The following is a 25165-nucleotide window of genomic DNA, read 5'->3' as shown; positions in this document are numbered from 1 at the left end:
AACACACGCGAACAAGCTCTCTTCGAGCAAGTACGGGGCGGATGAATGAACGCGGGTCGGCTGCTCGTCCGGGCCACCGCGGCTCCGGCGCTGCTCATCGTGGCGTGGCTCGCGGTGTCGCTGCCGCTGCTGATGGCGGGCGTGTTCCGTCCGGCCCCGGCGGTCGCGCTGTTCGTGCCGGCCGCGGCCCTGGTGCTGTGGCTCGGCCTGCGGTCGAGGCCGCGGGACACCGCCGGCGAGCGCCGCGGGAGCCTGAACGCCCCCGGCGGCGTGGACGCGGTGCAGCGGTGGCCGGTGTGGGCGGTCCTCGCGATCACGCTGGCGTTCCTGGTGCTCCAGGTCGTCATGTGCTCGGAGCAGATCATCGTCCGCCGGGACCCGGCGTCCTACGTCCAGTTCGCGACCTGGCTGACGAAGCACGGGTCGCTGCCGATCCCGCTGACGGAACGGGCGTTCGGCGGTCCGGACGCCGTCCTGCGCTTCGCGAGCCCCGCCTTCTACCAGCACGACGGCGCCGTCGTGCCGCAGTTCATGGCGGGGTGGCCGCTGGTGCTGGCACCGGCCGGATGGATCGGCGGCACCCACGGGATCCTGCTGGCGGCACCGCTGCTCGGCGCGTGCTGCGTGCTGTCGTTCGCCGGGCTGGTCGCGCGCCTCGTCGGCCCGCGCTGGGCGCCCGCCGGGGCGCTGCTGCTCGCGCTGACGCTGCCGATGCTCTACGCCTCCCGCAGCACCTTCAGCGAACTTCCCGCGATCGTCCTGCTGCTGGGCGGCCTCTCGCTGATGTACGACGTCCGGCGGGAGGAGGGACGCCTGGCCGATCTGAAGGCGCTCCTCGCCGGGGCCGCGCTCGGGCTGATCGTGCTCGTCCGCATCGACGGGCTGCGGGATGTCCTGCCCGTCCTGGCGTTCGCGGGGCTCTTCATCGCGCGCCGGCGGGGGATCGGGTACTGGACGGCGGGCGGCCTGCTGCTCGGCGTGGGCGCCGGGGTGGCCGAGGGCTTCACGATGTCCCTGCCCTACCTGGAGTACCTCAAGGCGTCCCTCGTGCCGCTGGCGGCCATCACGGCCGCGGTGGTCATCGCGACGGCGCTCATGGTCCTTCTGCTGCGCCGGGACCGGACGGGGACGTGGCTGCGCCGCGCGGGCGAGTCCGTCGCGCGCGGCCGGGTTCCGGGCGCCGCCGCCGTCCTCACCGTGCTCGTGATGGCGGGTTTCGCGATCCGGCCGCTGGTGCAGACCGTCCGCCGCGCTCCGGCGACGAGCGACGACGAGATGAACGTGCGGTTCATCGAGACGGTGCAGCGGATCCAGCACCTCCCGGTGGACGGCACGCGGCAGTACTCCGAGCTGTCCCTCTACTGGGTCGTCTGGTACATCGGCGTCCCCGCGCTGCTGTTCGCGACGCTTGGCGCGGCGCTGCTGGCGCGGCGGCTGCTGCGCGGGCACTCCCCGGAGTGGCTGCTGCCCTACGCGATGATCGTCTGGACGACCACGCAGGTGCTGGTGCGGCCGGGGATCACGCCCGACCACCCGTGGGCGTCCCGGCGGCTGATCGGGCTCGTCGTCCCCGGCCTGCTGCTGTTCACGGTGTTCGCGTCGGCCTGGGCGGTGAAGCGCGTCCGGCGGCTCGGGTACGGGCCGAAGGTGGTGCGGACGGGCGCGGTCGCCGGAGTCGCGCTGATGCTCGTGCCGATCGTCCTGACGTCCGGCGGCTACCTGGTGACCCGGACGGAGCAGCACGAGGTCGCCGCCGTGGACGGCATGTGCGACGCGCTGAGGCCGGGCGCCTCGGTCGTCATGGTCGAGCAGTCCACCGCCGACCGGTTCCTCCAGGTCGTCCGCGGGATGTGCGGGCTGCCGGCGGCGCGCACGGCCGGCGGGGCCACGACCGGGGACGTCAGGCGCGTCGCCGGCCGGGTGTTCGCGGCCGGACGGCACCCGGTGATCATGGCGGCGAAGCGGGAGCAGGTCGCCCCCTACGGGACGCCGCGACGCGTCCTCCATCTGCAGACCCGGCAGGACGGACGCACCCTCGACGGGCCGCCCGGCGGGACCTGGGGGCTGGCCGCGGACGTCTGGATCGCCGAGCCGCCGAGGCCATAGACGACGCCTCCCCGCGCCGGTGCGAGTATCCTCGCGCTGCGTGAGCACCCAGTCTGTCGAGCCGACGCCCCAGCCGCCCGCCGATGTGGAGCCCGCGTCCGAGGCCCTGTCCGAGCACGTCCACGTCACCATCGTCCTGCCCTGCTACAACGAGCAGGACCACGTGATCGACGAGGTCGAGCGCATTTGCAAGGTGATGGACGACAGCGGCAAGTCCTACGAGCTGCTGGCCGTCGACGACTGCTCGACGGACGCGACCCTCGCCCGCCTGGAGGAGGCGGCGCCCCGCTTCCCGAACATGCGGATCATGGCGTTCCAGCACAACAGCGGTTCCGGCACCGTGCGGCGCATCGGCTCGCAACAGGCCCGCGGCGACATCGTCGTGTGGACCGACGCCGACATGTCCTACCCGAACGAGCGGATCCCCGAGCTGGTCGAGGTCCTCGACTCCGACCCGGCCGTGGACCAGGTCGTCGGGGCGCGCACGACCGAGGAGGGGACGCACAAGGCGCTCCGGGTGCCCGCCAAGTGGTTCATCCGCAAGGTCGCCGAGCGGCTCACCAACACGAAGATCCCGGACCTGAACTCGGGGCTGCGCGCGTTCCGCCGCGAGGTGTCGCTGCCGTACCTGCGGCTGCTTCCGCCAGGGTTCTCCTGCGTCACGACGATCACGATCGCGTTCCTGTCGAACCAGCATCCGGTCCGGTACGTGCCGATCGACTACGCCAAGCGGGCCGGGAAGTCGAAGTTCCACTTCACCAAGGACGCCTACCGCTACATCCTGCAGGTGCTGCGGATGGTCATGTACTTCAACCCGCTCAAGGTGCTGATGCCGCCCGCGCTGTGGCTGATCCTGATCGGGCTGCTCAAGGGCGTGTTCGACATGGTGGTGCACTTCGGCTACTTCGCCAACAACACCATCATGATCTTCGTGACGGGGTTGATCATCGCGTCGCTGGCGCTGCTCGCCGACCTGATCGTCCGATCCCGCGGCGACGTCTAGCGGCATGCGGATCGCGATCGTGGGGCCGGCCTTCCCGTACAAGGGCGGCGGAGCCCGGCACACCACCGAACTGGCGCACCGGCTGGCGGCGGCGGGCCACGACGTCGTCATCGAGTCGTGGCGGGCCCAGTACCCGTCGTTCCTGTATCCGGGGCAGCAGACGATCTCCGAGCCGGAGGGCGAGCCGTTCCCGGACACCCGGCACCGGCTCGACTGGCGCCGCCCGGACGGCTGGTGGCGCACCGGCCGCGACCTGCGCTCCTGCGACCTGGTCGTCCTGGTGGTGCTGAGCACCGTCCAGGTGCCGTCCTACCTGGGCATTCTCTCTGGTCTCCGGGGCGGGGCGCGGGTGGTGGCGCTGTGCCACAACGTGCTGCCGCACGAACGGAAGCCGTACGACGAGCCGCTGATGAAGCGCCTGCTGCGGAAGGTGGACGGCGTCCTCGTCCACACCGACGCCCAGGCCGGCCTCGCGCGGACGCTCACCGGCCGTCCGGTGCGGGTCGCGGAGATGGCCGCCCATCTCCCGGCGGCCGCCGCGGTCACGCCCGGCGACGGGAAGGTGCGCCGGCGGCTGCTGTTCTTCGGGATCGTCCGCCCGTACAAGGGGCTGGACGTGCTGCTGCGCGCTCTCGCCGAGGGCCCGGACGACGTCGCGCTGACCGTCGCGGGCGAGTTCTGGGGCGGTCTGGAGGAGACCCGTGAGCTGATCGGGTCGCTGGACCTGGAGTCGCGGGTCGAGTTGCGGCCCGGGTACGTCCCTGCCGCCGACATCCCGGGCCTGTTCGCCGCGGCCGACGCGCTCGTGATGCCCTACCGTTCGGCAACCTCGTCGCAGAACGTGTGGATGGCCCACGAGTACGGCCTGCCGGTGATCGCCACCGACGTGGGCGGGTTCGCGGACCAGATCCGGGACGGCGTGGACGGGCTGATCTGCACGCCGGACGACGTCGGCTCGCTCGCCGGCGCCGTCCGCCGCCTCTACGCGCCGGGGGAGGCGGAGCGGCTGCGCTCCGGCGTCCGCCCGGTCGACCACGGCCCGGTGTGGGCCGCCTACCTGGACGCGCTCACCAGGGACGCGCTCACAGGTGCGGTTCGAGAACCTTGAGCAGGGCGCGCTTCGGCTTGGCGCCGACGATCTGCTCGACGACCTCGCCGTTCTTGTAGAGGAGCAGGGTCGGCAGGCCCATCACGCCGTACTTGTTCGGCGTCTCCGGGTTGGCGTCGTAGTCGATCTTGGCGATCTTGATCTTGCCGTCCTGCTCGGCCGCGATCTGCTCCAGCACGGGAGCGATCATGCGGCACGGCCCGCACCAGTCGGCCCAGAAGTCGACCAGCACCGGGGTGTCACTGCTCAGGACCTCGTCCGCGAACGTCGCGTCGGTCACGGTGATCGGGGCCGTCACGGTCCCTCCTTCGTTGGCTGCGTACCCGTCACAAGCGCTTTGGACGGCGGTTCATTCCCCACGTCCGGCGCCGTCCGCCCGAGCAGGAACGCGACGCCGGCGTTGATGAGGTCGGCGGCGGTCAGCAGCACCCGGGACGCGATCGCGACGACGACCGGCGCGCCCGCCGGGAGCACCGGGGTCAGGACGACCGTCAGGGCGGCCTCCCGCGCCCCGATGCCGCCCGGGGCGATGAAGACGAGGAAGCCGGCGACGAACGCGAGCGCGTAGGCGCCGGTCGCGACGAACGGCAGTCCCTTGCCGTCACCGCCCACGGCCGCGCACAGCAGCCAGGTGTGCACGCCGAACAGGACCCAGCCGAGGACCGTCCAGCCGATGGCCCGCAGGGTGGCGCCCAGGCTCACCGGGTGCTCCAGCGGCGGCCGGCGGACGAGCCGAAGCATCACCCCGAGCGCCCAGCTCACGATCCTCGGGTGCAGCATCATCAGCAGCACGGGCGCCAGCAGGAACAGCCACCAGTACTCTCTGCGGGCCGCCGCGGAGGTGAGCGGCAGTGTCACGGCCGCGACCGCGAGCCCGCAGGACGTGGACGTCGCCACCGCCAGCATCGTCGACCCGAAGCTCCGCTCGGGCGGCACCTTGTGCTCGCGCGTCATCTCGATCTGGGTGACCAGCGCCCACACCTTGCCCGGCACGTACTTGCCGAGCTGGGAGACGCCGGAGATCCGGAAGATCGCCCGGACCGGGAGCGGCGAGCCGAGACCGCCGAGGAACTCGCGCCACCCGAGCATCCAGGCGAAGAGCCCCGCCAGGCCCACGGCCAGCGCGCCGGCGAGAACGGCCCACGACATCTGCTGGAACGCGTCCACCGTGGCGTCCCACTGGGACGCCACGCTGTAACCGCAGAACGCGAGCGCGAGCAGTACCAGGAGCACGCGCAGGCCCCGGACGGCGACGACCTTCATCTTCACGCGCCCAGCGTAGGCGAACGTGACCTCGCAGCCGCCCGCGCGGCCTAGAGTTGGGAGGCGATGAAGATTTCGGATGTGGTCGCCTTCATGGGACACCAGGTGCACGTGTGCCGGTACCGCGAGGCGGGGACGCTGCTCGGCTGGATGGGACGCGACCTGCGCGGCAAGCGGGTCCTCGACGTCGCGGGCGGCGACGGCTACTGGGCCGGCCAGGCGCGCAGGCGGGGTGCCGACGCCGTCTCGATCGACCTCGCCCGCGGCAAGATGGTCTACGGGCGGACGCTCGCGCACGCGCCCGCGCTGGTCGAGTGCGACGCGCTCCGGCTCCCGTTCGGGGACGGCACGTTCGACGCGATCCTGTCCGTCTGCGCGATCGAGCACTTCGACGACGGCGGCAGGTCGCTGGACGAGATGGCGCGGGTGCTCAAGCCCGGCGGCGAGATCTTCATGTCCGCCGACGTGCTGAGCCGCGCGGACGCCTGGCCGAAGCTGCGCGACGCGCACAAGGCCAAGTACCACGTCCAGCACACCTACACGCATGAGAGCCTGCGCAAGCTGATGGACGAGCGGGGCCTCGACCTGGTCCAGCACAGCTACCAGTTCCGCACGGCGGCCACCGAGCGCCTCTACCTGTCGCTGTCCACGTACGGTGGCAAGGTCGGCTTCAACGCGGCGGCGCCTCTCACGCCGCTGGTCGCCCTCGCCGACCGCAAGGCTCCGAACGAGCGCGGAAGCATCGTGCTGGTCCGGGCGCGTAAGAGGTAGCCATCTGGGGGAGGGCTCCCACGATGAATCGCGTGGAATGAGATCCGGCGAGCGCGGGCCCGCCGGGCGTACGCTCGAAGAGTAAAAAGTGATCTACGCCACCGCGCTGGATGGGGGAGTGGGACCGTGGCGCCTCGGATTCTGCTCGACGCCACCGCCGTGCCGGCCGACCGCGGCGGGCTCGGCCGGTACGTCGATGGGCTGCTGAGCGCCCTGCACCGGCAGGGCGCCGACCTCGCCGTCGCCTGCCAGCGCGTGGACGCGAAACGCTATGAGGAACTCGTCCCCGGAGCGCAGGTCGTCGCGGGCCCGGCGACGCTGTCGCACCGCGCGACCCGGCTCGCCTGGGAGCAGTCGGGCCTGCCGCACGTGGCCGAACGTGTCGGCGCCGGCGTCATCCACCTGCCCACCTACACGATGCCGGTGAGCGCCGTCCTGCCGACCGTGGTGACGATCCACGACGTCACGCTGTTCGCCGAGCCGGAGCTGCACGACCCGGTCCGGACGTCCTACATCAAGTCGGCGACCCGCACCGCCGCCCGCCGCGCGACCCGGCTGATCGCCCCGTCCCGCGCCACCCGCGACGAGCTGGTCCGCATCCTGGGGGCCGACCCGGCGCACATCGACGTGGCCTACCACGGCGTCGACCACGAGGTGTTCCACCGGCCGTCCGAGGCGGAGGTCAAGCACGTCTCCGACCGCCTCGGCCTGCACGGCCGCCCCTATGTCGCCTACCTCGGGGCGCTGGAGCCGCGGAAGAACGTCCCGAACCTGATCCGCGGCTGGGTCAACGCCTGCGCGGGCCGTCCGGACGCCCCGGCGCTCGTCCTGGCGGGCGGCGGGGGCTGGGACGACGAGGTCGACGCGGCCCTCGCCACCGTCCCGCTGGACCTCCGCGTCCTGCGGCCCGGCTACCTGCCGTGGCCGTCGCTGCCCGGCTTCTTCGGCGGCGCCGTGGTCGTCGCCCTGCCGAGCCGCGGCGAGGGCTTCGGCCTGCCCGTCCTGGAGGCCATGTCCTGCGGCGCGCCCGTCCTCACCACCCACCGCGGTCCTCTCCCCGAGGTCGGCGGTGACGCGGTCGCCTACACCGAACCCGACCCGTCCGGCATAGCGGGCGCGCTCGCGGCCCTGATCGACGACCCGTCCCGCCGCGCCGAACTGGCCGAGGCCGCCCACGTCCGCTCCCAGCAGTTCTCCTGGTCGGCGTCCGCTGAGGCGCACATGGCCTCCTACCAGCGCGCTGTGGACCAGTACACGGCGACCCACACCCACTAGAACCCTGGCGCTTCTTCGTAATGGGCTCGGCGATGTGGAAACGGGAGTGGCGGCCGCCATGGACGCTGGATCTCGGCGATGCGCTGGCGCCGCATCAGCGCGGGCGTCGTGATCCGGCGTTCCGGGTGGAGCGGGACGGATCCATCTGGCGGACGTCCTATACGCCTCACGGGCCCGGGACCCTTCGGGTGGAGCGGGTCGGTGGCGTCGTCGAGGCGACCGCGTGGGGGCCCGGCGCCGAATGGGTGCTGGACGGGCTGCCGGACCTACTGGGGGCCGGTGACGACCCGGACGGCTTCGTCGCGCGGCATGACGTCGTCCGGGAGCAGGTGCTCATGCGGCCCGGGCTGCGGATCGGACGGACGCGGCGGGTGTTCGAGGCGCTCGTGCCCGCCGTGATGGAGCAGAAGGTGCTCGGGCAGGAGGCGTGGCGGGCCTGGGGCTACCTGCTGCGGAAGTTCGGGGAGCCCGCGCCGGGGGCGCCGCACATGCGGGTTCCGCCGCCGCCGGAGGTGTGGGTCCGGATTCCCTCGTGGGAGTGGCACCGGTCCGGCCTGGAGGCCGTCCGGGCCAGGACGATCATCGGTGCGGCGCGGGTCGCGAAGCGGCTGGAGGAGGAGCCGAGCGAGGCGCGGCTGCGGTCGCTGCCCGGCATCGGGATCTGGACGGCCGCCGAGATCCGGCAGCGGGCCGCCGGCGATCCCGACGCCGTCTCCGTCGGCGACTACCACCTGCCCGGCCTGGTGGGCTGGGCGCTGGCGGGCCGCAAGGTCGACGACGCCGGGATGCTCGAACTGCTGGAGCCCTACGCCGGTCATCGGTACCGCGTCACCCGGCTGCTGGAATCGTCCGGGATGCACCCGCCGAGGCGTGGCCCCCGTTTGCCCGTCCGGGACTATCAGTCTTTCTGACCGGGTCGTCGGCCGAGCGGCGGCGCAGCCAGAAGTTGTCCGGGGTCCAGTCGAGGCCGTCCCGGCTGTCGGCGCCGAAGAGGGGGCCGAGGACGGCGAGGGCGATGATGAAGCCGAGCACGTACAGCATGACGTTCTTCCTTTGGGATCGCGGTCGGTAGGCGTTCCCGCGCGGGGCGATCGGGGGAGCCGGGGTCTCCGCCTCTTTCCGTCGCACCAACAGTTTGACTCCGTCCAACGTTCAGGTCCAGCGACAGTTGCTGCAGGGATTGTGTAAGAATCGCTTCACTATGTTGGATCTCGGGCGGTTGCGGGTGCTCCGCGAACTCAAGCTGCGCGGGACGCTCGCCGCCGTGGCCGACGCGCTCGGCTACACGCCGTCCGCGGTGTCGCAGCAGCTCGCCCAGTTGCAGCGCGATGTCGGTGTCCCGGTGGTCGAGCGGGCCGGGCGGCGGCTGCGGCTGACGGAGGCGGGCGAGGTGCTCGCCGAGCACGCCGAGACGTTGCTGGCACGGGCGAAACGCGCCGAGGAGGACGCGCTCGCCGCGAGCGGGCGCGTGGCCGGCATGGTGCGGCTCGTCGGATTCCAGACGGCGCTGCTGCACGTCCTGGCGCCGGCCCTGCCTCGGCTGGCCGAGGCGTATCCCGATCTCGTGGTGGACGTCCTGGACGAGGAGTTCCACCGGGTGCTCCAGGCCCTGGCGCTCCAGGAGATCGATGTGGTGCTGACGGACGAGTACTCGCACCTGCCTCGTCCGCGCAGGCCGGAGCTGACGTCCGAGGTCCTGGTCACCGAGATGATGCGGGTCGCGCTGCCCGAGGACCATCCGCTCGCGGGCGCGGACGGGCCGGTCCGCATCGCCGACCTCGCCGGCAGCCCGTGGGTGACCGGTCATGTCGGGACGAACCACGCCGACCTGCTCGAACGGACGTGCGTCGAGTTGGGCGGCTTCCGGCCCGACGTGCGCTACCGGTCCAACGATCTGCTGATCATCTTCGCGATGGTCGCCCAGGGCGGCGCCGTCTGCCTCGTGCCCGATCTGGCGCTCGCGGAGCGCGAGGAGGGCATCGTCGTCCGGGACGTGGCCGACGCCCCCGTGGATCGCCGGATGGTCCTGTGGACGCGCGTCGGCGCGGAGGTGCGGCCGTCGGTCGAGGCCGTCCTCGACGAGCTGCGCCGCTCCGCGGACCTGCTGGTCGAGCGCCGTCCCAGCTGTGTTCGCGGCGCGCCCTGATCAGGGCCGGGACACCGGGGTCAGGGTGAGGGCCGGCCGTCCGAAATCGCCGATGCCGTCCGTCCGGCGGGCCGCCTTCATGCGCTCGGCGGGCACCTCGCCGTAAAGGGTGGTGCGCTGCCTGGCGGGACGGCCCGCGCGCGCCGCGATCGTCTCCAGTTCGCTGATTGGCTTGAACGAGCCGTTCTCCGATCCGGCCATGCGGCTGATGGTCTCTTCCATCAGCGTGCCGCCCAGGTCGTTCACGCCTCCTTGCAGGACGCGCGTACACATTTCGTCCCCCAGCTTCACCCAGGACGTCTGGATGTTGGAGATCGCGCCGTGCAAAAGGATGCGTGCCAAGGCGTGGACGGCGACGTTCTCCCGGACGGTCGGTCCCGGACGTGCCAGCCCGGCGAGATAGATGGGCGAGTTGTGGTGCACGAACGGCAGCAGCACGAATTCGCTGAACCCGCCCGTCCGCTCCTGGATGGACCGCAGCAGCTTGATGTGCGCGACCCAATGCGCGGGCGTGTCCACGTGCCCGTACATCATCGTGGACGTCGTCGGAATGCCGATCTCGTGCGCGGTGGTGACGACTTCGATCCACTGGTCGGTGGGCAGTTTCCCCTTGGTCAGGACCCAGCGGACGTCGTCGTCCAGGATTTCGGCCGCCGTTCCCGGCAGCGAGTCGACACCGGCCTCCTTCGCCGCCTCCAGCCATTCCCGGATCGACAGGTCCGTACGGGACGCCCCGTTCACGACCTCCATCGGGCTGTAGGAATGCAGGTGGATGTCCGGCGCGCGCCGCTTCACCTCGCGCGCCAGGTCGAAATAGGCGGTGCCGGGCAGGTCGGGATGGATGCCGCCCTGCATGCAGATCTCGGTGGCCCCCGCCTCCCATGCCTGGTCCACGCGGTCGCCGACCTGGCTCAATGACAGCGTGTAGGCGTCGGCGTCCGTGCGGCGCTGCGCGAATGCGCAGAACCGGCACCCGGTGTAGCAGACGTTCGTGAAGTTGACGTTCCGTGTGACGACGTAGGTGACGTCGTCGCCGACCGCTTCGCGGCGCAGCCCGTCGGCCAGTGACGCGAGCGCGTCCAGCTCCGGGCCGTCGGCGTGCAGGAGCGCGAGCGCCTCGTCGTCCGAGAGGCCCGCAGGGTCCTGCTCCGCGCGCCTGAGAGCGGCCTTGACGTCGGCGTCGAAACGCTGGGGAGCCGACATGCGGTCGCGCAGCGCGTCCCAGTCGCCGTAGACCTCGTCGAAGTCGTCCCGGCGGTCCTTCGTCCGTCCCGTCGTGTCGATCTCGGTGTGCAGGTCGGTCCGCCCGGACGCCGCGAACCCGCCGTCGGGCTCCTGCCAGGGACGTCCCTCCAGGACGGCGTCCTCCCGCGCCAGCCCGGTCGCCGGGTCGGCCAGGGCGGCGACGTGGCCGGAGAGCCGCGGGTCCAGCCACGGCTCACCGCGCCGCACGTACTCGGGGTAGATCGTCAGCCGCTCGCGCAGCTCGAACCCCGACGCCGCCGTCCGCGCCGCCAGCTCGTCGATCTGCGGCCACGGACGCTCCGGGTTCACATGGTCGGGCGTCAGCGGCGACACCCCGCCCCAGTCGTCGATGCCGGCGCGCAGCATGAGCGCGAACTGGTCGGAGACCAGGTTCGGCGGCGCCTGCACGCGCGCCTTCGGGCCGAGGACGAGCCGGGTCACCGCGATCGTCGCGGCCAGCTCCTCCAGCTCCGCGTCCGGGGTGTCGCGCATCTTGGTGTCGGGCTTCGCGCGGAAGTTCTGGACGATCACCTCCTGGATCGCGCCGTACTCCCGCATCGTCCGCCGGATCTCGAAGATCGCGTCCGCGCGCTCCTCGACCGTCTCGCCGATGCCGATGAGGATGCCGGTCGTGAACGGCACGTTCGTGCGTCCCGCGTCCTCCAGCACCCGCAGCCGGACGACCGGGTCCTTGTCCGGCGAGCCGAAGTGCGGGCCGCCGCGCTCGCTGAACAGCCGCGTCGCCGTCGTCTCCAGCATCATCCCCATGGACGGCGCGACCGGCTTGAGGCGCTGGAAGTCGCGCCAGGTCAGCACGCCGGGGTTCAGGTGCGGGAGCAGCCCGGTCTCCTCCAGCACCCTGATCGCCATCGCGCGCACGTAGGAGAGGGTGTCGTCGTAGCCGTGCGCGTCCAGCCACTCGCGGGCCTGCTTCCACCGGTCCTCGGGGCGGTCGCCGAGCGTGAACAGGGCCTCCTTGCAGCCCATCTCGGCGCCCTGCCGCGCGATGTCCAGCACCTCGTCCGGGCTGAGGTACGGCGAGTCCAGCCGGTGCGGGACGGTCGCGAACGTGCAGTAGCCGCAGCGGTCCCGGCACAGGCGGGTCAGCGGGATGAAGACCTTGCGGCTGTAGGTGATGACGCCGGGGCGGCCGGCGGCTTCAAGACCGGCGTCCCGGGTACGGGCGGCGTGGGCCAGCAGGTCGTCGAGCCGCGCCCCGCGAGCCTGCAGCAGTGTCGTGGCCTCGGATCGGTCCAGTGTCTTGCCGTCGCGCGCGCGGGCCAGGGCCCGGCGAAGAGCGGAGCTCGTGGCGTCCATGCGGGCACTCTATGCCAATCGTCATAATTTGCGCCGCGCCGGGGCCCCGCAATTGCGAAAAGGACAGCCAAGGATGTTCCGGAACTATTCCCGCTCAGCGGACCCTGTTCATCTGGGGGGCGACCCCCAGGCCCCCGGGGGCGAGGTCAGGCGATCCTCGCGCCGCTGGCGCGTCGCTGCGGTCACCTGACCTCGATGAACGCCTCCGGGCTTCGGGGCGGGCGCTCGCGCGGCGGGGCGGCGGCGTGGCCGACGCCGACGGCGCCCATCGGGTCCCACTCGTCCGGCAGGTCGAGGACGTCGCGGACGACGTCCCGGCAGAACATCGTGCTCGACACCCAGCATGAGCCGAGCCCCTCCACGGCCAGCGCGACCAGCAGGTTCTCCACGGCGGCGCCCGCCGCGACCACGAACATCTCCCGCTCGGCGCGGGACCGCCGCTCGTCCGGGTAGTCGTGGGAGCCGTCCATGACCAGGCACGGGACGACGAGGTACGGCGCCCGGCGCAGCACCTCGCCGCGCCGCAGCCGCTTGGCGACCGACTCGTCGGAGAAGCCGTCGCGGCGAAGGTCCGCCTCCCAGGCGTCGCGCATCGCGTCCAGCAGCCGGGTCCGCGACTCCGCCGACTCCAGCAGGACGAACCGCCACGGCGTCGTGTGATGCGGCGCCGGCGCGGTGATCGCCGCGGCGACCGCGCGCCGCACGGCCGCCGGGTCCACCGGGTCGGCGGTGAACTCCCGGATCGTGCGCCGCGCGTGCAGCACCTCCGACGGGCCGAACCGGAACATGTCCTCATCGGGCGGACGCACCAGTACCCGCGCGCCGGGGCCGTCCTCCCGGGTGACCAGGCCGGACAGCCCGCGCACCACGGCGATCGGGACCCCGTCGAGCTTGCCCTTGACCAGCTCGCCCGCCGCCGCGATCTCGTCGGCGACGGCCGTGATCGTGGCTTCGAGGCGGTTGCCGTGCGCGTCGTCCCGCCCCCGCAGGTCGCTGAGCGGCTCCAGCCCGGCGACGCCGATCGCCGCGTCCGTCAGCCCGTTCCGCCAGGGCCGCCCGAGCGTGTCGGACACGATGACGGCGACCTCGGCCCCGGTCCGCTCCCGCACACCCGCGCGGATGCGGCGGGCGGAGGCGTCCGGGTCCTCCGGCAGTAGCAGCACGGTGCCCGGCCTGGTGTTGGACGCGTCCACGCCCGCCGCGGCGAGCACGAGCCCCTGCCGCGTCTCCACGATCCGGGTCTCGCCGCGCGCGTGCGTCCGCCGCGCCACCACCCGGACGGTCTCGGCGTCGATGGCCTTCTCCCGGTCGTCGGCGACCAGGACCCTTCCCTCCGCCTTGCTGACGATCTTGGACGTGACGACCAGCACATCGCCGTCCTCGACCGTCCCGGCCGGGATCAGCGCGGCGATGTCGTCGCCCTCCGCGACCTCCGGCAGCCCCGCGACACCGAACACGTGCAAGCTCACAGCGCCCTGCCTTTCTGGGGGCGACCCCCAGACCCCCGGGCCCGGAGGCCCGACGATCCTCGCTTCGCCGCGGTCATCGGGCTTCCTCCGCCCGCTTCAGCTCCAGCGCCAGATCGAGCGCCGCCCGGGCGATCGCCTCGGTCGCCTCGGCGTCGGTCATCAGCAGCGGGCGGGACCGGACCTCGATGCCCTCCACCCGCACGTCCGCGTCGGCCTCGTCGACGAGCCACCCGTCCAGCAGCCCGAGGCCGTAGTGCCCGGCGACCGCGCGCGCCGACGTCTCGACCCCGATCGCGGTCAGGCAGGCGTCGGCCATGCCGCGCACCGGCGCGCCGCCGATGATCGGGGAGACGCCCACCACGGTCTTGGCGGCGACCGCGTCGCGGACGCCGGGCACCGCCAGGATCGTCCCGATGCTCACCACCGGGTTGGACGGCGGGAACAGCACCACGTCCGCCGCCTCGATCGCCGCGAGGACCCCCGGCGCCGGCGCGGCCTCCTCCGCCCCCACCGGCGCGATCGACAGGGCGGGGACGGACGCGCGCAGCCGCACCCACCACTCCTGGAAGTGGACCGCCCGCCGGCCCTTCTCGTCCTCGATGACCACGTGGGTCTCGACCTGGTCCTCGGTCATCGGGATCAGCCGCACGCCCGGCTTCCACCGGTCGCACAGCGCCTCGGTGACCGCCGCCAGCCGGTAGCCCGCGGCCAGCATCTGGGTCCGCACGATGTGGGTCGCGAAGTCGCGGTCGCCCAGCCCGAACCAGCCCGGCCCGACGCCGTACGCGGCCAGCTCCTCCTTGACCGTGAACGCCTCGTCCGCACGCCCCCAGCCCTGCTCCTCGTCGATGCCGCCGCCGAGGGTGTACATCACGGTGTCAAGGTCGGGGCAGACCCGCAGCCCGAAGAGCGAGATGTCGTCCCCGGTGTTGCCGATGACGGTGATCTCCGCTTCCGGTGCCGCGGCCCGCAGCCCCCGCAGGAAACGAGCCCCGCCGATCCCGCCCGCCAACGCCACGATCTTCATGTCCGCAACCCTACGGCGACCCGGCGGCACCCGCGGGGGGTCGCCCCCCTGGGTGACACTGTGCAAAGCTTTGCCCTGGAATCGGATGCCTCGGTCTGGAGATACCACCGTGAACAAGGAAGCCGTCCAGCGCCTGCGCGAACCGGCCGCCTGGGTTTTGCTCGCAGCGGCGGGCCTGCACCTGCTCGCGGGGATCATCTCGCTGCTCGGCGCCGGAGGAAGTTTCACGCTCCGCGCTCTCGGCCAGACCAACGACGGGACGTTCCTGCAGGTCGCGATGGTCGGGCTCGTCGTCCTCGCGGTCGTGCTGACGACCTCGGGCGCCACCCCCACCCCGCAGGCCCGGACGATCACCATGGGGGCGCTCGGCATCCTCGGCGGCACCGCGCTGTTCGGTGTCATCTCCTGGCTGAGCGGGATGCTCGCCAATTCCGACTACGCGGGCGCGGTCACCAAGCTGACGACGTTCCTCGTCGGCGCGGGCAACCTCGCCGTCGTCGGCATCGGCGGATGGTTCGCCTTCACCGTGTTCCAGAGCATGCAGCCGCCGCGTCCGCAGCCGCAGATGCAGCCGGGCTACCCCGACTTCGGCTACCAGCAGGGCCAGCCGGGTCAGCCCGGCCAGCCCGGTCAGCCGCAGTACGGCCAGCAGCAGTACCAGCAGTACGGGCAGCAGCCGGCCCCCGAGGGGCAGCAGCCCGCGCCGCAGGGGTACGAGCAGCAACAGCAGCAGTACGGCCAGCAGTACGGGCAGAACCCGCAGTACGGCCAGCAGGACTACCAGCAGTACGGCGGCCAGGGCGGCTACCCGGCGGGCCAGCCTGGCCAGCCCGGTTACGACCAGCCCGGTTACGACCAGCAGGGCTACGGTCAGCAGGGCTACGGTCAGCAGCCTCCGCCGGAGGGCCAGCCGCCCGCCGAGCAGGAGGACATGGGCGAGTGGACCCGTGCCTACGGCGGCTCCGGCCAGGACCAGGACCCGCAGGGCACCCAGCCCGCTCCGCCGCAGCCCGGCGGGGACGAGGGCGGCGCCGACTGGTACCGCGACAACCGGCCCCCGCCTCCGCAGTAGGGGCCTCGTCGGGGTCCGCACCCCGACGGTGACCGCCCGATTAACCGATCTTCATCTGAAGGTCAGGCGCGCCATCCCGGCATAACCCGTTATGTCGCCCGGGAAAGCCCTTCGGCTTGACGGGGCGGCCGCTACACGCGTGTAATTTCATCGGTGTAGTTTCAATGCCTTCTCGGGGGAAGGAACCGGAGGGAAGGCATTGACCAGGGGGTTCCACGGGCAGGGAGGTGCGCTGTGAGCGAGGTGGTCATCCCGCTGGCGCACGGCACAGACGGCGAAGAGTTGGGCTGGCAGGAGCGCGCACTGTGCGCGCAGACGGACCCGGAGGCGTTTTTTCCGGAGAAGGGCGGCTCCACTCGCGAGGCCAAGAAGGTGTGCCGGGCATGCGAGGTGCGTACGGAGTGCCTTGAGTACGCGCTGCAGCACGATGAACGGTTCGGCATCTGGGGAGGGCTTTCGGAGCGGGAACGCCGCAAGCTGAAGCGACAGGCCGTCTGACCCGGCGCTCTCGCCGGGCATGTGGGGGGCGTCCCCCCACATGAGACCGCCCCGGATCTTGGGGGATCCGGAGCGTGTGCGCGCGGCCACGCGTACAGTTATCAGCCGTGCCGGCCCCCGGGCCGGCACGGCTGCCGTTTCTTCCGGCCCCTGAACCCGTCCGTCCCACAGATCGAGCGATCCTTGGCCCCCACACTCGATCGCCATGTCGTCACGGCCGTCCTCGTCGCGCATGACGGCGCGCGATGGCTTCCGGAGACGCTGAAGGCGCTGCTGACGCAGGCGCGTCCCGTGCAGCGCCTCGTGACCGTGGACACCGGAAGCCGCGACCGCGGGCCCGCGATCCTCGCGGAGGTCGTCGACGAGGGCGAGATCCTCACGCTGCCCCGCACCACCGGCTATGGCGAGGCCATCGCCGAGGCGCTCCGGCACGACGCCGCGGCCGGGCACGTCCCGGACGACGAGCCCGGCGACACCGCCCCCCGCGGGCGGGCCGCGAACGACCTCACCCCCGCCACCGAGTGGATCTGGCTGCTGCACGACGACTGCACGCCCGACCGCGACGCGCTGGACCGGCTGCTGCGGACCGCCGAGACCGACCCGAACGTGGCGGTGCTCGGCCCGAAGGTCCGCGACTGGGACGACCGCCGCATGCTGCGCGAGCTGGGCGTCACCATCGACGCCGCCGGCCGCCGCGACACGGGCCTGGACCGGCGGGAGTTCGACCAGGGCCAGCACGACGGCGTCCGGGACGTCCTCGCGGTCGGCAGCGCGGGGATGCTGGTCAGGCGCGACGTCTGGGAGAAGCTCGGCGGCTTCGACGTCGAGTACGGAATGTTCCGGGACGACCTGGACTTCTGCTGGCGGGTCCACGCGGCCGGCCACCGGGTCGTCACGGCCAGCGACGCCGTGGTCTACCACGCGGAGGCGTCCCGGCGCGGGCTCCGCGAGATCGGCATGACCGCCGAGCATCCGGCCCGCCGCGACCGCCGCAACGCGCTCCTCACGCTGCTCGCCAACCGGCCGTTCGGCGCGATGCTCCGGGCGCTCGTCCGCAACGTGTGGGTGTCGCTCGTCCACGCCCTCTACCTCGTGATGACCAAGCGGCCGGGCGCGGCGCGCGAGGAGCTCCGCGCCCTCGCCGACGTCCTGCGCTCGCCCGGCCGGCTGCGGCGGGCGCGGGCGGCCCGGGCGGACGGCCGGACCCGCGTGCACCGCACCGTCCGGCGGTTCCAGAGCCGCTGGGTCGTGCTGCGCCGCGTCGGCGAGGCGGTCTCGGAGTACTTCGCCGCCCACGAGCGGGACCGGGAGGAGAAGGACGACGACCTCACGGCCGACGAGCCGGGCCCGGTCCGCCGGTTCCTCGCCCGTCCCGGCGTCATGGTCGTGCTCGCGCTCACCGCCGTCGCGGTGGCCGCCGAACGTTCCCTGATCACCGCGGCCGGGCGGCTCGGCGGCGGTGCGCTGGTCCCCGCGTGGGGCGGGGCGAGCGACCTGTGGGCGCAGTACCTGTCCGGCTGGCATCCGGTCGGGCTCGGCACCGACGCCGGAAGCCCGCCGTACGTCGGGGTACTCGCCGTGCTGTCCACGGTGCTGTTCGGCAAGCCGTGGCTGGCGGTGTCGGTCCTGCTGCTGGGCAGCGTCCCGCTGGCCGGCCTCACCGCCTACCGCGCGTCCCGGCTGCTCGTGGTGGAGGTACCGCGGACGGGACGGCGTGCCCGCGCGGCCGGCCGCCGCATCCCGGTGTCCGCCGTCCGGGCCTGGTTCGCCGCCGTGTACGCGCTGCTGCCGGCCGCGACCGGCGCCATCGCGGGCGGGCGGCTCGGCACCGCCGTCGTCCTCGTCCTGCTCCCGCCGATCGCCGTGCACGCCGCCCGCGTCTACGGGTATCCCCGGTCGGAGGCCGCCGCGCTGGACGGCCCGGAGCGCCGCAAGCGCAGGGGCCGGGCCGCCTGGACGGTCGCGCTGCTGCTCGCCGTGGCGATGTCGTTCGTCCCGCTGACCTGGCTGATCGCCGTGCTGGCCGCCGCGATGGTGTGGGCGGTGCTCGACCGGCCGGGGCGGCAGGGCCGCCGCCACCTCGCCATCGCGCTCGGCGTCCCGCCGCTGCTCACGCTCCCGTGGACGGCCGGGCTGCTGCTGCACCCGACGCGGTTCCTGACCGAGGCGGGCCTGAACCGGCGGTTCGAACCGGCCGCCGCCGCCGACCTGCTGGCGCTCGACCCGGGCGGGCCGGGCACGCCCGCGCGGTGGGCGCTCGCCGGGCTGCTCGCGGTCGCGGTCTGCGCGCTGCCGTTGCGCAGCCGGCGGGGCCATGTGCTGGCCGGCTGGCTGCTGGCGGTGTTCGGCCTGCTCTTCGCGGTGCTGACCAGCGCCGCGACCGTCACCAAGGGCGCGGACCAGGCGCCCGTCTGGCCGGGGGTGGCACTGCTCTTCGCGGGTGCAGGGGTGCTGCTCGCCGCGACCGCCGCGGTCCAGCGCGGCACCGAGGTGCTGGCGGGCAACCACCTGATCTACAAGGCGGGCGGGGCGGTCGTGGTGCTCGCCGCGCTCACGGCCCCGGTCCTGGCGGCGGCGCTCTGGGTGATCGGCGGCGCGGGGGATCCGGCCGGGAAACTGGACCCTGACACGGTGCCCCAGTTCGTCCAGGGGCGCGGCACGCGGACGCTCGTCCTGCACCGGGAGCCGAGCGGACGGGTCTCCTACACCGTCCTCAGGGACGGGCGTCCCCGGCTTGGGGAATCGGAGGTCGTCACCGTGGGCCGGGCTCACGACCGCTTGGACGACCTAGTCGCCGGCCTGGCCGCCGGACGTGAGGGCGACGACGGGCCCGCGCTCACCCGGATGGGCGTCCAGTACCTCCTGGTGCCGTATCCGGCGAAAGACCCGCTCACCAAGGTTCTGGACGCGTCGCCCGAACTGACGCGGCTCAGCCGCACAGGGACGTTCGCCGTATGGCGGCTCCAGGCGACATCCGCCCGGATGATGCTCTTGCAAGGCTCCACGGTCACGCCCATGCCGGCGGGCCGTGTCAATGCCCGCGTGCGGATCCCACCTGGCACGGGCTCTCGCACCCTTCTCCTGGCCGAACCGTCCGACGGCGGGTGGCGGGCCACCCTGAACGGTCACGACGTCAAGGCGCGGACGGTGGACACGTGGGCGCAGGGCTATGACATCCCCTCCGCCGGAGGAGAGTTCGAACTGACCCGGTCGATGATGATGCGGCACACCTGGGTCGTCGTCCAGGGCATCGCCGTCCTGGTCGTGGCGGTCCTGGCGCTACCGGGCGCGCAGACCGAGACCTTGATGTTCACCGGTGAGCGGGAACGCCGCCGGCGCGGACGGCGAGGACGGCGCCGCTCGCACGGTGCCCACGTCCAGCACGAGCTCCCGGCCGCCGAGCCCGTGCAGGAGCCCAGCCCTGAGGAGGTGTCCTGATGGACAAGGCTCTGATGGACAAGGTCCTGCGCCTCCTCGGCATGCGTTACGCCACAGTGCCCCTCATGCTCGTCGCCGTGGCCGCCTTGTACGGTGCGGCATCGTTCTCTCGTCCGGGCGAAGCGTCCGAGGGAGGCCGGGATGCCCCGGTCACGCATGCGGTGATGGTCTGCCCAGGGCACGAGGGCGGCCGGCTCGCCATCCAGTCGCTCCCCCAGAAGCGGGGTGGCGGACGCGTGGACATGACGCCGACGAAGGGCGGGTCCCCGCTGGCGTCCATGACGTCCTCCGGCCAGGGCTGGGGCAAGGACACCGAGTCCGGCGAGGACTCCTACACCCTCCGCGCGACCGGCGCCATCGCCGGCGGGCTGGACGCCGAGCAGACCACGCACTGGAGCGGCGGCCCCGACCGGGGCCTGGCCGGCGCCCGGTGCGCCACCCCGGGCACCGACCTGTGGTTCATGGGCCCGGGGCCCGTCGCCGCCGACGAACTCGACCTCTACCTGACCAACGTGGACGCGCAGCCCGCGTCCGTCGACCTCACCGCCCTGTCCGGCGAGGGCCCGCTCGACACCACCGAGGGGCGCGGGACGCCCGTCGAGCCCTACACCACCCGGATCATCAAGATCGGCGCGTCGGCCGAGGGGCTCGGCGACATCGTGAAGACCGCCACCGACCTCGCCCTCCGCGTGCACGCGACCAGCGGACGCGTCGCCGCGTCCCTGCGCGTCCGGATCGGCGAGAAGAAGGGCATCGAGTGGCTGCCGCAGTCCGCCGAGCCCGCGACGTCGCTGCTCGTCCCCGGCGTGCCGGGCGGGTCGGGCAAGCGCCGCCTGCTGGTGTCGGTCCCGGGTGAGGCCGACGCCCAGATCAGGGTGCAGGTGATCACGGCGGACGGCGCGTTCGCGCCGCAGGGGCAGGACGTGCTGGACGCCCCGGGAAAGACCGTGACCTCGGTCGCCCTCGACGGCGCGCTGTCCGGCAAGACCGCCGCCGTGCGCCTGGTCGCCGACCGTCCCGTCCTCGCGGGCTTCGCCGCCGACCGGGGCGCCGACGTCGCCTACGGCGCCGCCACGCCGCCCCTCCGGGCATCCGGCCCGGGCGTCGTCGCCGACAACCGGTTCGACTCCTCGATCGTCCTGACCGCGCCGGCCGGGGCGGCGACCGTCCAGGTCTCCACGATGAACGCGCAGGGCGGCGCGCCCCAGGAGATCAAGATCCCGGCCGGGCGTACCGTGGAGACCAAGCTGACCGCCCCAGGCGGGAACGCCGGGGGCGACACCGCCTTCGGTGCCGTGATCACGCCGAAACCCGGCTCCGCTCCCGTGTACGCGTCCCGCACCCTGTCCACCGGCAAGGGCGACGACTACCTGTTCACCGTCCTGCCGATCGTCCCCGCTCCCACGACCCTGCACCTGCCGGACACCGCCGACTCCCAGACGGCCCTCACGCCCGGCTAGTCGTCCGGGGTGTCGTAGCTCGGGTCCACGGATTCGGGCGAGAGGCCGAGCAGGTCGGCGACCTCCTCGACCAGCAGGTCCCGGATCAGGCGGGCGAGTTCCGCCTCGTCGTTGGCGCGGGCCTCGATGGGACGGCGGAAGACGACGATGCGCACCGGCCGGCCGCCGTCGCCGGAGGCAGGAGGCGGAGCGACCGTCTGGCCGAGCGGGACGGGGCCGTCGAACCACGGCTCGACGCCCGGCACCTGTTCGACCGCGAACTCCACCCGGGCCAGTTCCCGGCCCCAGCGCGCGCCGAGCCGCCGCACCTCGTCGTCGACGAGGTCGCCGAACCGTTCCGCGCGGGTCCGTGAGACCGGCGCCTGCGGGGGCGCCAGGGGGCCACGAAGACCACGTCCGCGCCGGTCGCGGCGCCGTACGCCTGCCACACGGGATCGCACGTCTCAAGAGTACCTCCGCCGGTGCGGCGGCCCTCGGGTAAAGCACCATCCGGAATGCACCGGGCAACGACCCATTTACATGGATCTGCTGCGAAAAGAGTGGTTACAGTGGCGTAGGCATGGCTCCCTGGCCCCCGCGGCCGATGGTGCATGAAGGGTCGATTTCCCGTGGATCCCCCGTCCCGGCGCGCACGCCGGAGCCGCGACCAGGTCACCGTCGCCGCCGCAACGGCCTTGGGTGCGGGCCTCGTCCTCGGAGGCGGCGGCTGGGCCCTGGCGATGCGCGACACCGGCTGCGACGGGGCGCGCCCATCGCTGTCGGTCACCGCCGATCCGGCGCTCGCCCCCGCGGCACTCGCCGCCGCCGACCGGTTCAACGCGGCCCGCGACGCGGCCGGGCAGTGCGCGTCGGTGCGGGTCGTCGCCGGCGACTCGGGCGAGGTCGCGGGCGTCTTCCGCACCGCGCGCGGCACACCGGACGTGTGGATCCCCGACTCCTCCCTCTGGCCGGACCTCGTGGGCCGGGAGGCCGCCGGCAAGGCGCCATCGGTCGCGTCGTCCCCGATCGTCTTCGCGGTGTCCAAGGCCACCGCGGACAGGTATCGGACGGAACTGGAGCGAAGGTCGTGGAACGCCTTCCAGCAGGGCCACGGCACGTCGGCGTTCCATCTCCGGCTGTCCGATCCCGAGCGCACCGGCTCGGGCATGGCGTCGTTGCTCGCGCTCCAGGCGTCCTCTGGCAGCGGCAAGGGCGCGCTCGACAGGTTCACCACCGTGCTGCGCACCGCTAAGACGCTCCCCTACGGGAAGGGGCTGGAGACCGTGTTCGGTGGCGGTGGCGCTGACGAATCGGAGGTCGTCGTCGTTCCAGAGCAGGTCGCCCTGCAACGCGGCAAGGGCGACGCGGAACGGACCGCGGTCGTCTACCCGCGTGCAGGGACGCCCTACCTCGACTTCCCGTACGTCGTCGCCACGTCCGATGCCAAGCGGAAAAGGGTCGCCGACGGTTTCCTCGCGGAGTTGCGTTCGACGCGGACGGCCGCCGACCTCAAGCGCGCCGGGCTGCGCGGTCCCGGGCAGGCGGCACCTCGCCCGCTTCCGGTGGTCCGCCCGGGGGCGGCGGCCGGCATCCAGGAGATCTGGCGCAAGCTCGGGCAGGGCCTGAACGTCCTCGCGCTGATCGACCCGTCGGGCGGTGGCACGCCGATGCCGGGCGCTTCCGGGACGCGCCTGGACGCGATGCTCAAGGCGCTCTCCACGGGCTTCACGCTCGTCCCGGACGACTCGTCCTTCGGGCTCTGGACGCTCACGGGCAGACCCGGCCGCCCCTACCGGCAGGCCGGCCCGATGCGGGAGCTCGGGGCGCGCTCGCAGAGCGGCGGCAACCAGCGGCTCACGCTCCAGGAGGCACTCGAACACGTGCGCCCGAGAAGCGGTGCCTCGACCGGGCTCGACGCCGCGATCCAGGCCGCCTACCGGGAGGTCGACCGCAACTACGAGAAGGACCGGCTCAACGTGGTCCTCGTCCTCACGGCCGGGGCCCGGGGCGGCGCCGAGCGAACCGAACTGGGCCGAACGGCGGAGAGACTACGGGGGGCCTTCGACGCGCGGCGCCCGGTGAGCGTCATCGTTCTCGGGTTCGGCGCCGAGGCGGACCCGTCGTTGCGCAAGGTCGCCGCCGCCACCGACGGCGGCGCTTACAAGATCGACAATCCGGGGACGGTGATGCGGCTCTTCCTGCGTTCCGACCAGCTTCGCGTCTGCGACGACCCCCGGTGCCCGGAGTAGCCGAGGGAGGGCCGGCCACGACGCGGCTCGCCGTGACGTTCCGGCTGCTCCTGCTCCTGCGCGGCATGCTGCTCGCCATGGCGGTCGTCCTGCGGGGCAGTGCCGGGCCCGGGCGCGGTCTGTGGGCCGCCATCGCCCTGCTCGGCCTGGAGACCGCGCTCGCCCTCGCCGCGTGGCGGCCCGTCCTGCGGCTCGTCCGGCGGCTGCCGCCGCTGTGCTGCCTGGACGCCCTGCTCGTGTTCGCCGTCCTCGTCCAAGGAGGAGTGTTCGGGCCGTTCTTCCTGTTCACGGTGATGACGGCGGCGCTCGCAGGCGTCCTTTACGCGTGGGGGCCGGTGCTGCTGGTGTGCGTCGCGCAGATCGCCCTGTGCTTCGCCGCGATGGGCACGGCGTCGCCCGCCGAGCGGCACGACCCCGGACTCCTGATCGCGCTGCCCGCCTGGATCCGCACCTCCCCCGACCGGGCCGAACGCGACGCCCGCGACATCCTGTCCGCGCTGCGGATCGCCGCCCGGGAGGCCCGCGGGCTGATCGCCGACCTGCGGGAGGAGGCGTACGGGCTGCCGCTGCCGGCCGCGGTCGGGCACGTCGCCGCCGGATGGAGCGAGACCGCCGCGGTCCCCGTCGAAGTCGCCGCGGAGGGGTCGCCCGGCGATGACATTCCGGTGGCCGTCCGTTACGAGATCGTCTCGGTGCTGAAGGAGGCGCTGACCAACGTGGAACGCCACGCGCGGGCCGGACGGGTCGAGATCCGGCTGGTCCGGTCGGCGGACGGGCTGGAGCTGTCGGTCCGCGACGACGGCGCCGGGTTCGTCCCGCCGGACGGAGGACGGCTCGACCTGCTGGCCCGCGAGGGCCACTACGGCGTCGTCGGCATGGCCGAACGCGCCCGCCGCGCCGGCGGGCGCCTTTGCCTGCGGTCCGCCCCCGGACACGGCACCACCGTCACCATCACCGTCCCGCGCGCCTCCTGGCCCGCCGGGGACGCCGCCGAACCGGCGGGCACCCCATGAGCGGAGCGAACCGCGGGACGGGCGACCGGGTGCGCGTCCTCGTGGTGGACGACAACCCGGTCGTCCGCGCCGGCCTGGTGAGCATCCTGGAGTCCGGGGGAGTGGACGTCGTCGGCGAGGCCGTCGACGGGGCCCACGCGGTCGAGCAGGCCCGGCTGCTGCGTCCCGACATCGTCCTGCTGGACGTGCGGATGCCCGGCGTGGACGGCGTCGCCGCCGCCGGGCCGCTCAGCGTGATGACCAAGGTCCTGATGCTGTCCTACGACACCGACGCGGACGTGATCGGCCAGGCCGTCCGCAACGGCGCGTCCGGCTACCTGGTGCACGGGACGTTCCAGGCGGACGAGCTGATCGCGGCCGTCCACGACACGGTCACCGGACGGTCCAGCCCGCTGTCGCCGCCCGCGAGCCGCGCCGTCGTCGAGGCGCTGCGGGGCGAGCCGGCCCCCGCCTCCCCGGCGCCCCGCGACGATCTCGGGCTGTCCCCGCGCGAGGCGCAGGTGATGGACCTGATCGCCCAGGGGCGCTCCAACGGTGAGATCGCGCAGGCCCTGGTCGTCTCCGAGTACACGGTGAAGAACCACGTCAACCGGATCTTCGCCAAGCTGCGGGTCAGGACCCGCGGCGCGGCCATCGCCCGCTGGCTGGGCACCGCACGGTAGGAGTTCGGGACCATACGGAATGTAGTTGTTACCCCGGAAATCGCCCGGTAACGGCGACACGTGC

20 protein-coding genes are annotated in these 25165 nt (G+C 73.0%); 14 read left to right on the top strand and 6 right to left on the bottom strand.

Annotated elements, in window-relative coordinates; translation table 11 throughout:
• Nucleotides 1-45 precede the first annotated feature (45 nt).
• The 3 genes from ACQPXG_RS40620 (at nucleotide 46) to ACQPXG_RS40610 (ending at nucleotide 4217) form a co-directional block, all read left to right on the top strand.
• Nucleotides 46-2106: a hypothetical protein gene (locus ACQPXG_RS40620; RefSeq protein ID WP_433464464.1), complete on the top strand. Its 2061-nt coding sequence runs from the start codon at nucleotides 46-48 to the stop codon at nucleotides 2104-2106.
• Nucleotides 2107-2191: 85 nt separating this feature from the next.
• Nucleotides 2192-3109 (top strand): glycosyltransferase family 2 protein, encoded by a 918-nt coding sequence (locus tag ACQPXG_RS40615; protein ID WP_433470133.1) that lies wholly within the window; start codon nucleotides 2192-2194, stop codon nucleotides 3107-3109.
• 4 nt (nucleotides 3110-3113) lie between these two features.
• Nucleotides 3114-4217 (top strand): glycosyltransferase family 4 protein, encoded by a 1104-nt coding sequence (locus ACQPXG_RS40610; RefSeq protein WP_433464463.1) that lies wholly within the window; start codon nucleotides 3114-3116, stop codon nucleotides 4215-4217.
• Here the strand turns inward: ACQPXG_RS40610 and trxA are convergent.
• Together trxA and ACQPXG_RS40600 are read right to left on the bottom strand one after the other, a co-directional pair.
• Nucleotides 4192-4515, bottom strand: coding sequence for a thioredoxin (gene trxA / locus ACQPXG_RS40605; RefSeq protein WP_433464462.1), 324 nt, complete (start codon nucleotides 4513-4515; stop codon nucleotides 4192-4194). The two genes, ACQPXG_RS40610 and trxA, sit on opposite strands and share 26 nt — an antisense overlap.
• On the bottom strand, nucleotides 4512-5480 hold the full coding sequence (locus tag ACQPXG_RS40600; RefSeq protein WP_433470132.1) for a lysylphosphatidylglycerol synthase transmembrane domain-containing protein: 969 nt from the start codon (nucleotides 5478-5480) through the stop codon (nucleotides 4512-4514). The genes trxA and ACQPXG_RS40600 overlap by 4 nt, the downstream gene beginning before the upstream one ends.
• A 66-nt stretch (nucleotides 5481-5546) precedes the next feature.
• Here ACQPXG_RS40600 and ACQPXG_RS40595 point away from each other — a divergent pair, with 66 nt between their 5' ends.
• The 4 genes from ACQPXG_RS40595 (at nucleotide 5547) to ACQPXG_RS40580 (ending at nucleotide 9672) form a co-directional block, all read left to right on the top strand.
• A complete protein-coding gene (locus ACQPXG_RS40595) occupies nucleotides 5547-6251 on the top strand; it encodes a class I SAM-dependent methyltransferase (RefSeq protein ID WP_433464461.1) in 705 nt (234 codons plus the stop codon).
• A 126-nt stretch (nucleotides 6252-6377) separates the two neighbouring features.
• Nucleotides 6378-7526: a glycosyltransferase family 4 protein gene (locus tag ACQPXG_RS40590; protein ID WP_433464460.1), complete on the top strand. Its 1149-nt coding sequence runs from the start codon at nucleotides 6378-6380 to the stop codon at nucleotides 7524-7526.
• Between the two features lie 188 nt (nucleotides 7527-7714).
• The gene (locus tag ACQPXG_RS40585) at nucleotides 7715-8437 is read left to right on the top strand and encodes a DNA-3-methyladenine glycosylase family protein (RefSeq protein ID WP_433464459.1); all 723 of its coding nucleotides are present in this window, start codon (nucleotides 7715-7717) and stop codon (nucleotides 8435-8437) included.
• A 290-nt stretch (nucleotides 8438-8727) separates the two neighbouring features.
• Nucleotides 8728-9672 carry a LysR family transcriptional regulator gene (locus ACQPXG_RS40580; RefSeq protein ID WP_433464458.1) on the top strand — a complete coding sequence of 315 codons (945 nt, stop codon included), beginning with the start codon at nucleotides 8728-8730 and terminating at the stop codon, nucleotides 9670-9672.
• On the opposite strand, the gene ACQPXG_RS40575 is transcribed toward ACQPXG_RS40580, so the two are convergent.
• The 3 genes from ACQPXG_RS40575 to cofD form a co-directional block, all read right to left on the bottom strand.
• The gene (locus ACQPXG_RS40575; RefSeq protein ID WP_433464457.1) at nucleotides 9673-12234 is read right to left on the bottom strand and encodes a bifunctional FO biosynthesis protein CofGH; all 2562 of its coding nucleotides are present in this window, start codon (nucleotides 12232-12234) and stop codon (nucleotides 9673-9675) included.
• 182 nt (nucleotides 12235-12416) lie between these two features.
• Nucleotides 12417-13703, bottom strand: coding sequence for a coenzyme F420-0:L-glutamate ligase (locus ACQPXG_RS40570; protein WP_433464456.1), 1287 nt, complete (start codon nucleotides 13701-13703; stop codon nucleotides 12417-12419).
• Between the two features lie 73 nt (nucleotides 13704-13776).
• Entirely contained in the window at nucleotides 13777-14730 is a 954-nt protein-coding gene (gene cofD / locus ACQPXG_RS40565; RefSeq protein ID WP_433464455.1) for a 2-phospho-L-lactate transferase, read from the bottom strand.
• Between the two features lie 109 nt (nucleotides 14731-14839).
• Here cofD and ACQPXG_RS40560 point away from each other — a divergent pair, with 109 nt between their 5' ends.
• The 4 genes from ACQPXG_RS40560 (at nucleotide 14840) to ACQPXG_RS40545 (ending at nucleotide 21198) form a co-directional block, all read left to right on the top strand.
• Nucleotides 14840-15802 (top strand): hypothetical protein, encoded by a 963-nt coding sequence (locus tag ACQPXG_RS40560; RefSeq protein ID WP_433464454.1) that lies wholly within the window; start codon nucleotides 14840-14842, stop codon nucleotides 15800-15802.
• Between the two features lie 234 nt (nucleotides 15803-16036).
• Nucleotides 16037-16300, top strand: a complete 264-nt coding sequence (locus ACQPXG_RS40555; RefSeq protein ID WP_021594342.1) for a WhiB family transcriptional regulator — start codon at nucleotides 16037-16039, stop codon at nucleotides 16298-16300.
• Nucleotides 16301-16483: 183 nt separating this feature from the next.
• Nucleotides 16484-19738 (top strand): glycosyltransferase, encoded by a 3255-nt coding sequence (locus ACQPXG_RS40550; protein WP_433464453.1) that lies wholly within the window; start codon nucleotides 16484-16486, stop codon nucleotides 19736-19738.
• Nucleotides 19738-21198, top strand: a complete 1461-nt coding sequence (locus ACQPXG_RS40545; RefSeq protein WP_433464452.1) for a DUF5719 family protein — start codon at nucleotides 19738-19740, stop codon at nucleotides 21196-21198. The genes ACQPXG_RS40550 and ACQPXG_RS40545 overlap by 1 nt, the downstream gene beginning before the upstream one ends.
• Here the strand turns inward: ACQPXG_RS40545 and ACQPXG_RS40540 are convergent.
• The gene (locus tag ACQPXG_RS40540; RefSeq protein WP_433464451.1) at nucleotides 21195-21638 is read right to left on the bottom strand and encodes a metallopeptidase family protein; all 444 of its coding nucleotides are present in this window, start codon (nucleotides 21636-21638) and stop codon (nucleotides 21195-21197) included. The two genes, ACQPXG_RS40545 and ACQPXG_RS40540, sit on opposite strands and share 4 nt — an antisense overlap.
• Nucleotides 21639-21806: 168 nt before the next feature.
• Here ACQPXG_RS40540 and ACQPXG_RS40535 point away from each other — a divergent pair, with 168 nt between their 5' ends.
• Genes ACQPXG_RS40535 through ACQPXG_RS40525 form a run of 3 tightly spaced genes read left to right on the top strand, consistent with a single transcriptional unit; the run spans nucleotide 21807 to nucleotide 25101 of the window.
• Entirely contained in the window at nucleotides 21807-23426 is a 1620-nt protein-coding gene (locus ACQPXG_RS40535; protein ID WP_433464450.1) for a substrate-binding and VWA domain-containing protein, read from the top strand.
• Nucleotides 23414-24439, top strand: coding sequence for a sensor histidine kinase (locus ACQPXG_RS40530; RefSeq protein WP_433464449.1), 1026 nt, complete (start codon nucleotides 23414-23416; stop codon nucleotides 24437-24439). The genes ACQPXG_RS40535 and ACQPXG_RS40530 overlap by 13 nt, the downstream gene beginning before the upstream one ends.
• Nucleotides 24436-25101: a response regulator gene (locus ACQPXG_RS40525; protein ID WP_433464448.1), complete on the top strand. Its 666-nt coding sequence runs from the start codon at nucleotides 24436-24438 to the stop codon at nucleotides 25099-25101. The genes ACQPXG_RS40530 and ACQPXG_RS40525 overlap by 4 nt, the downstream gene beginning before the upstream one ends.
• Nucleotides 25102-25165 lie beyond the last annotated feature (64 nt).

The organism is Spirillospora sp. CA-128828, assembly GCF_050945415.1.
Lineage (GTDB): Bacteria > Actinomycetota > Actinomycetes > Streptosporangiales > Streptosporangiaceae > Spirillospora.
Note: the sequence above shows the minus strand (reverse complement) of the source record. Positions and strands in the feature narration are given on the sequence as shown.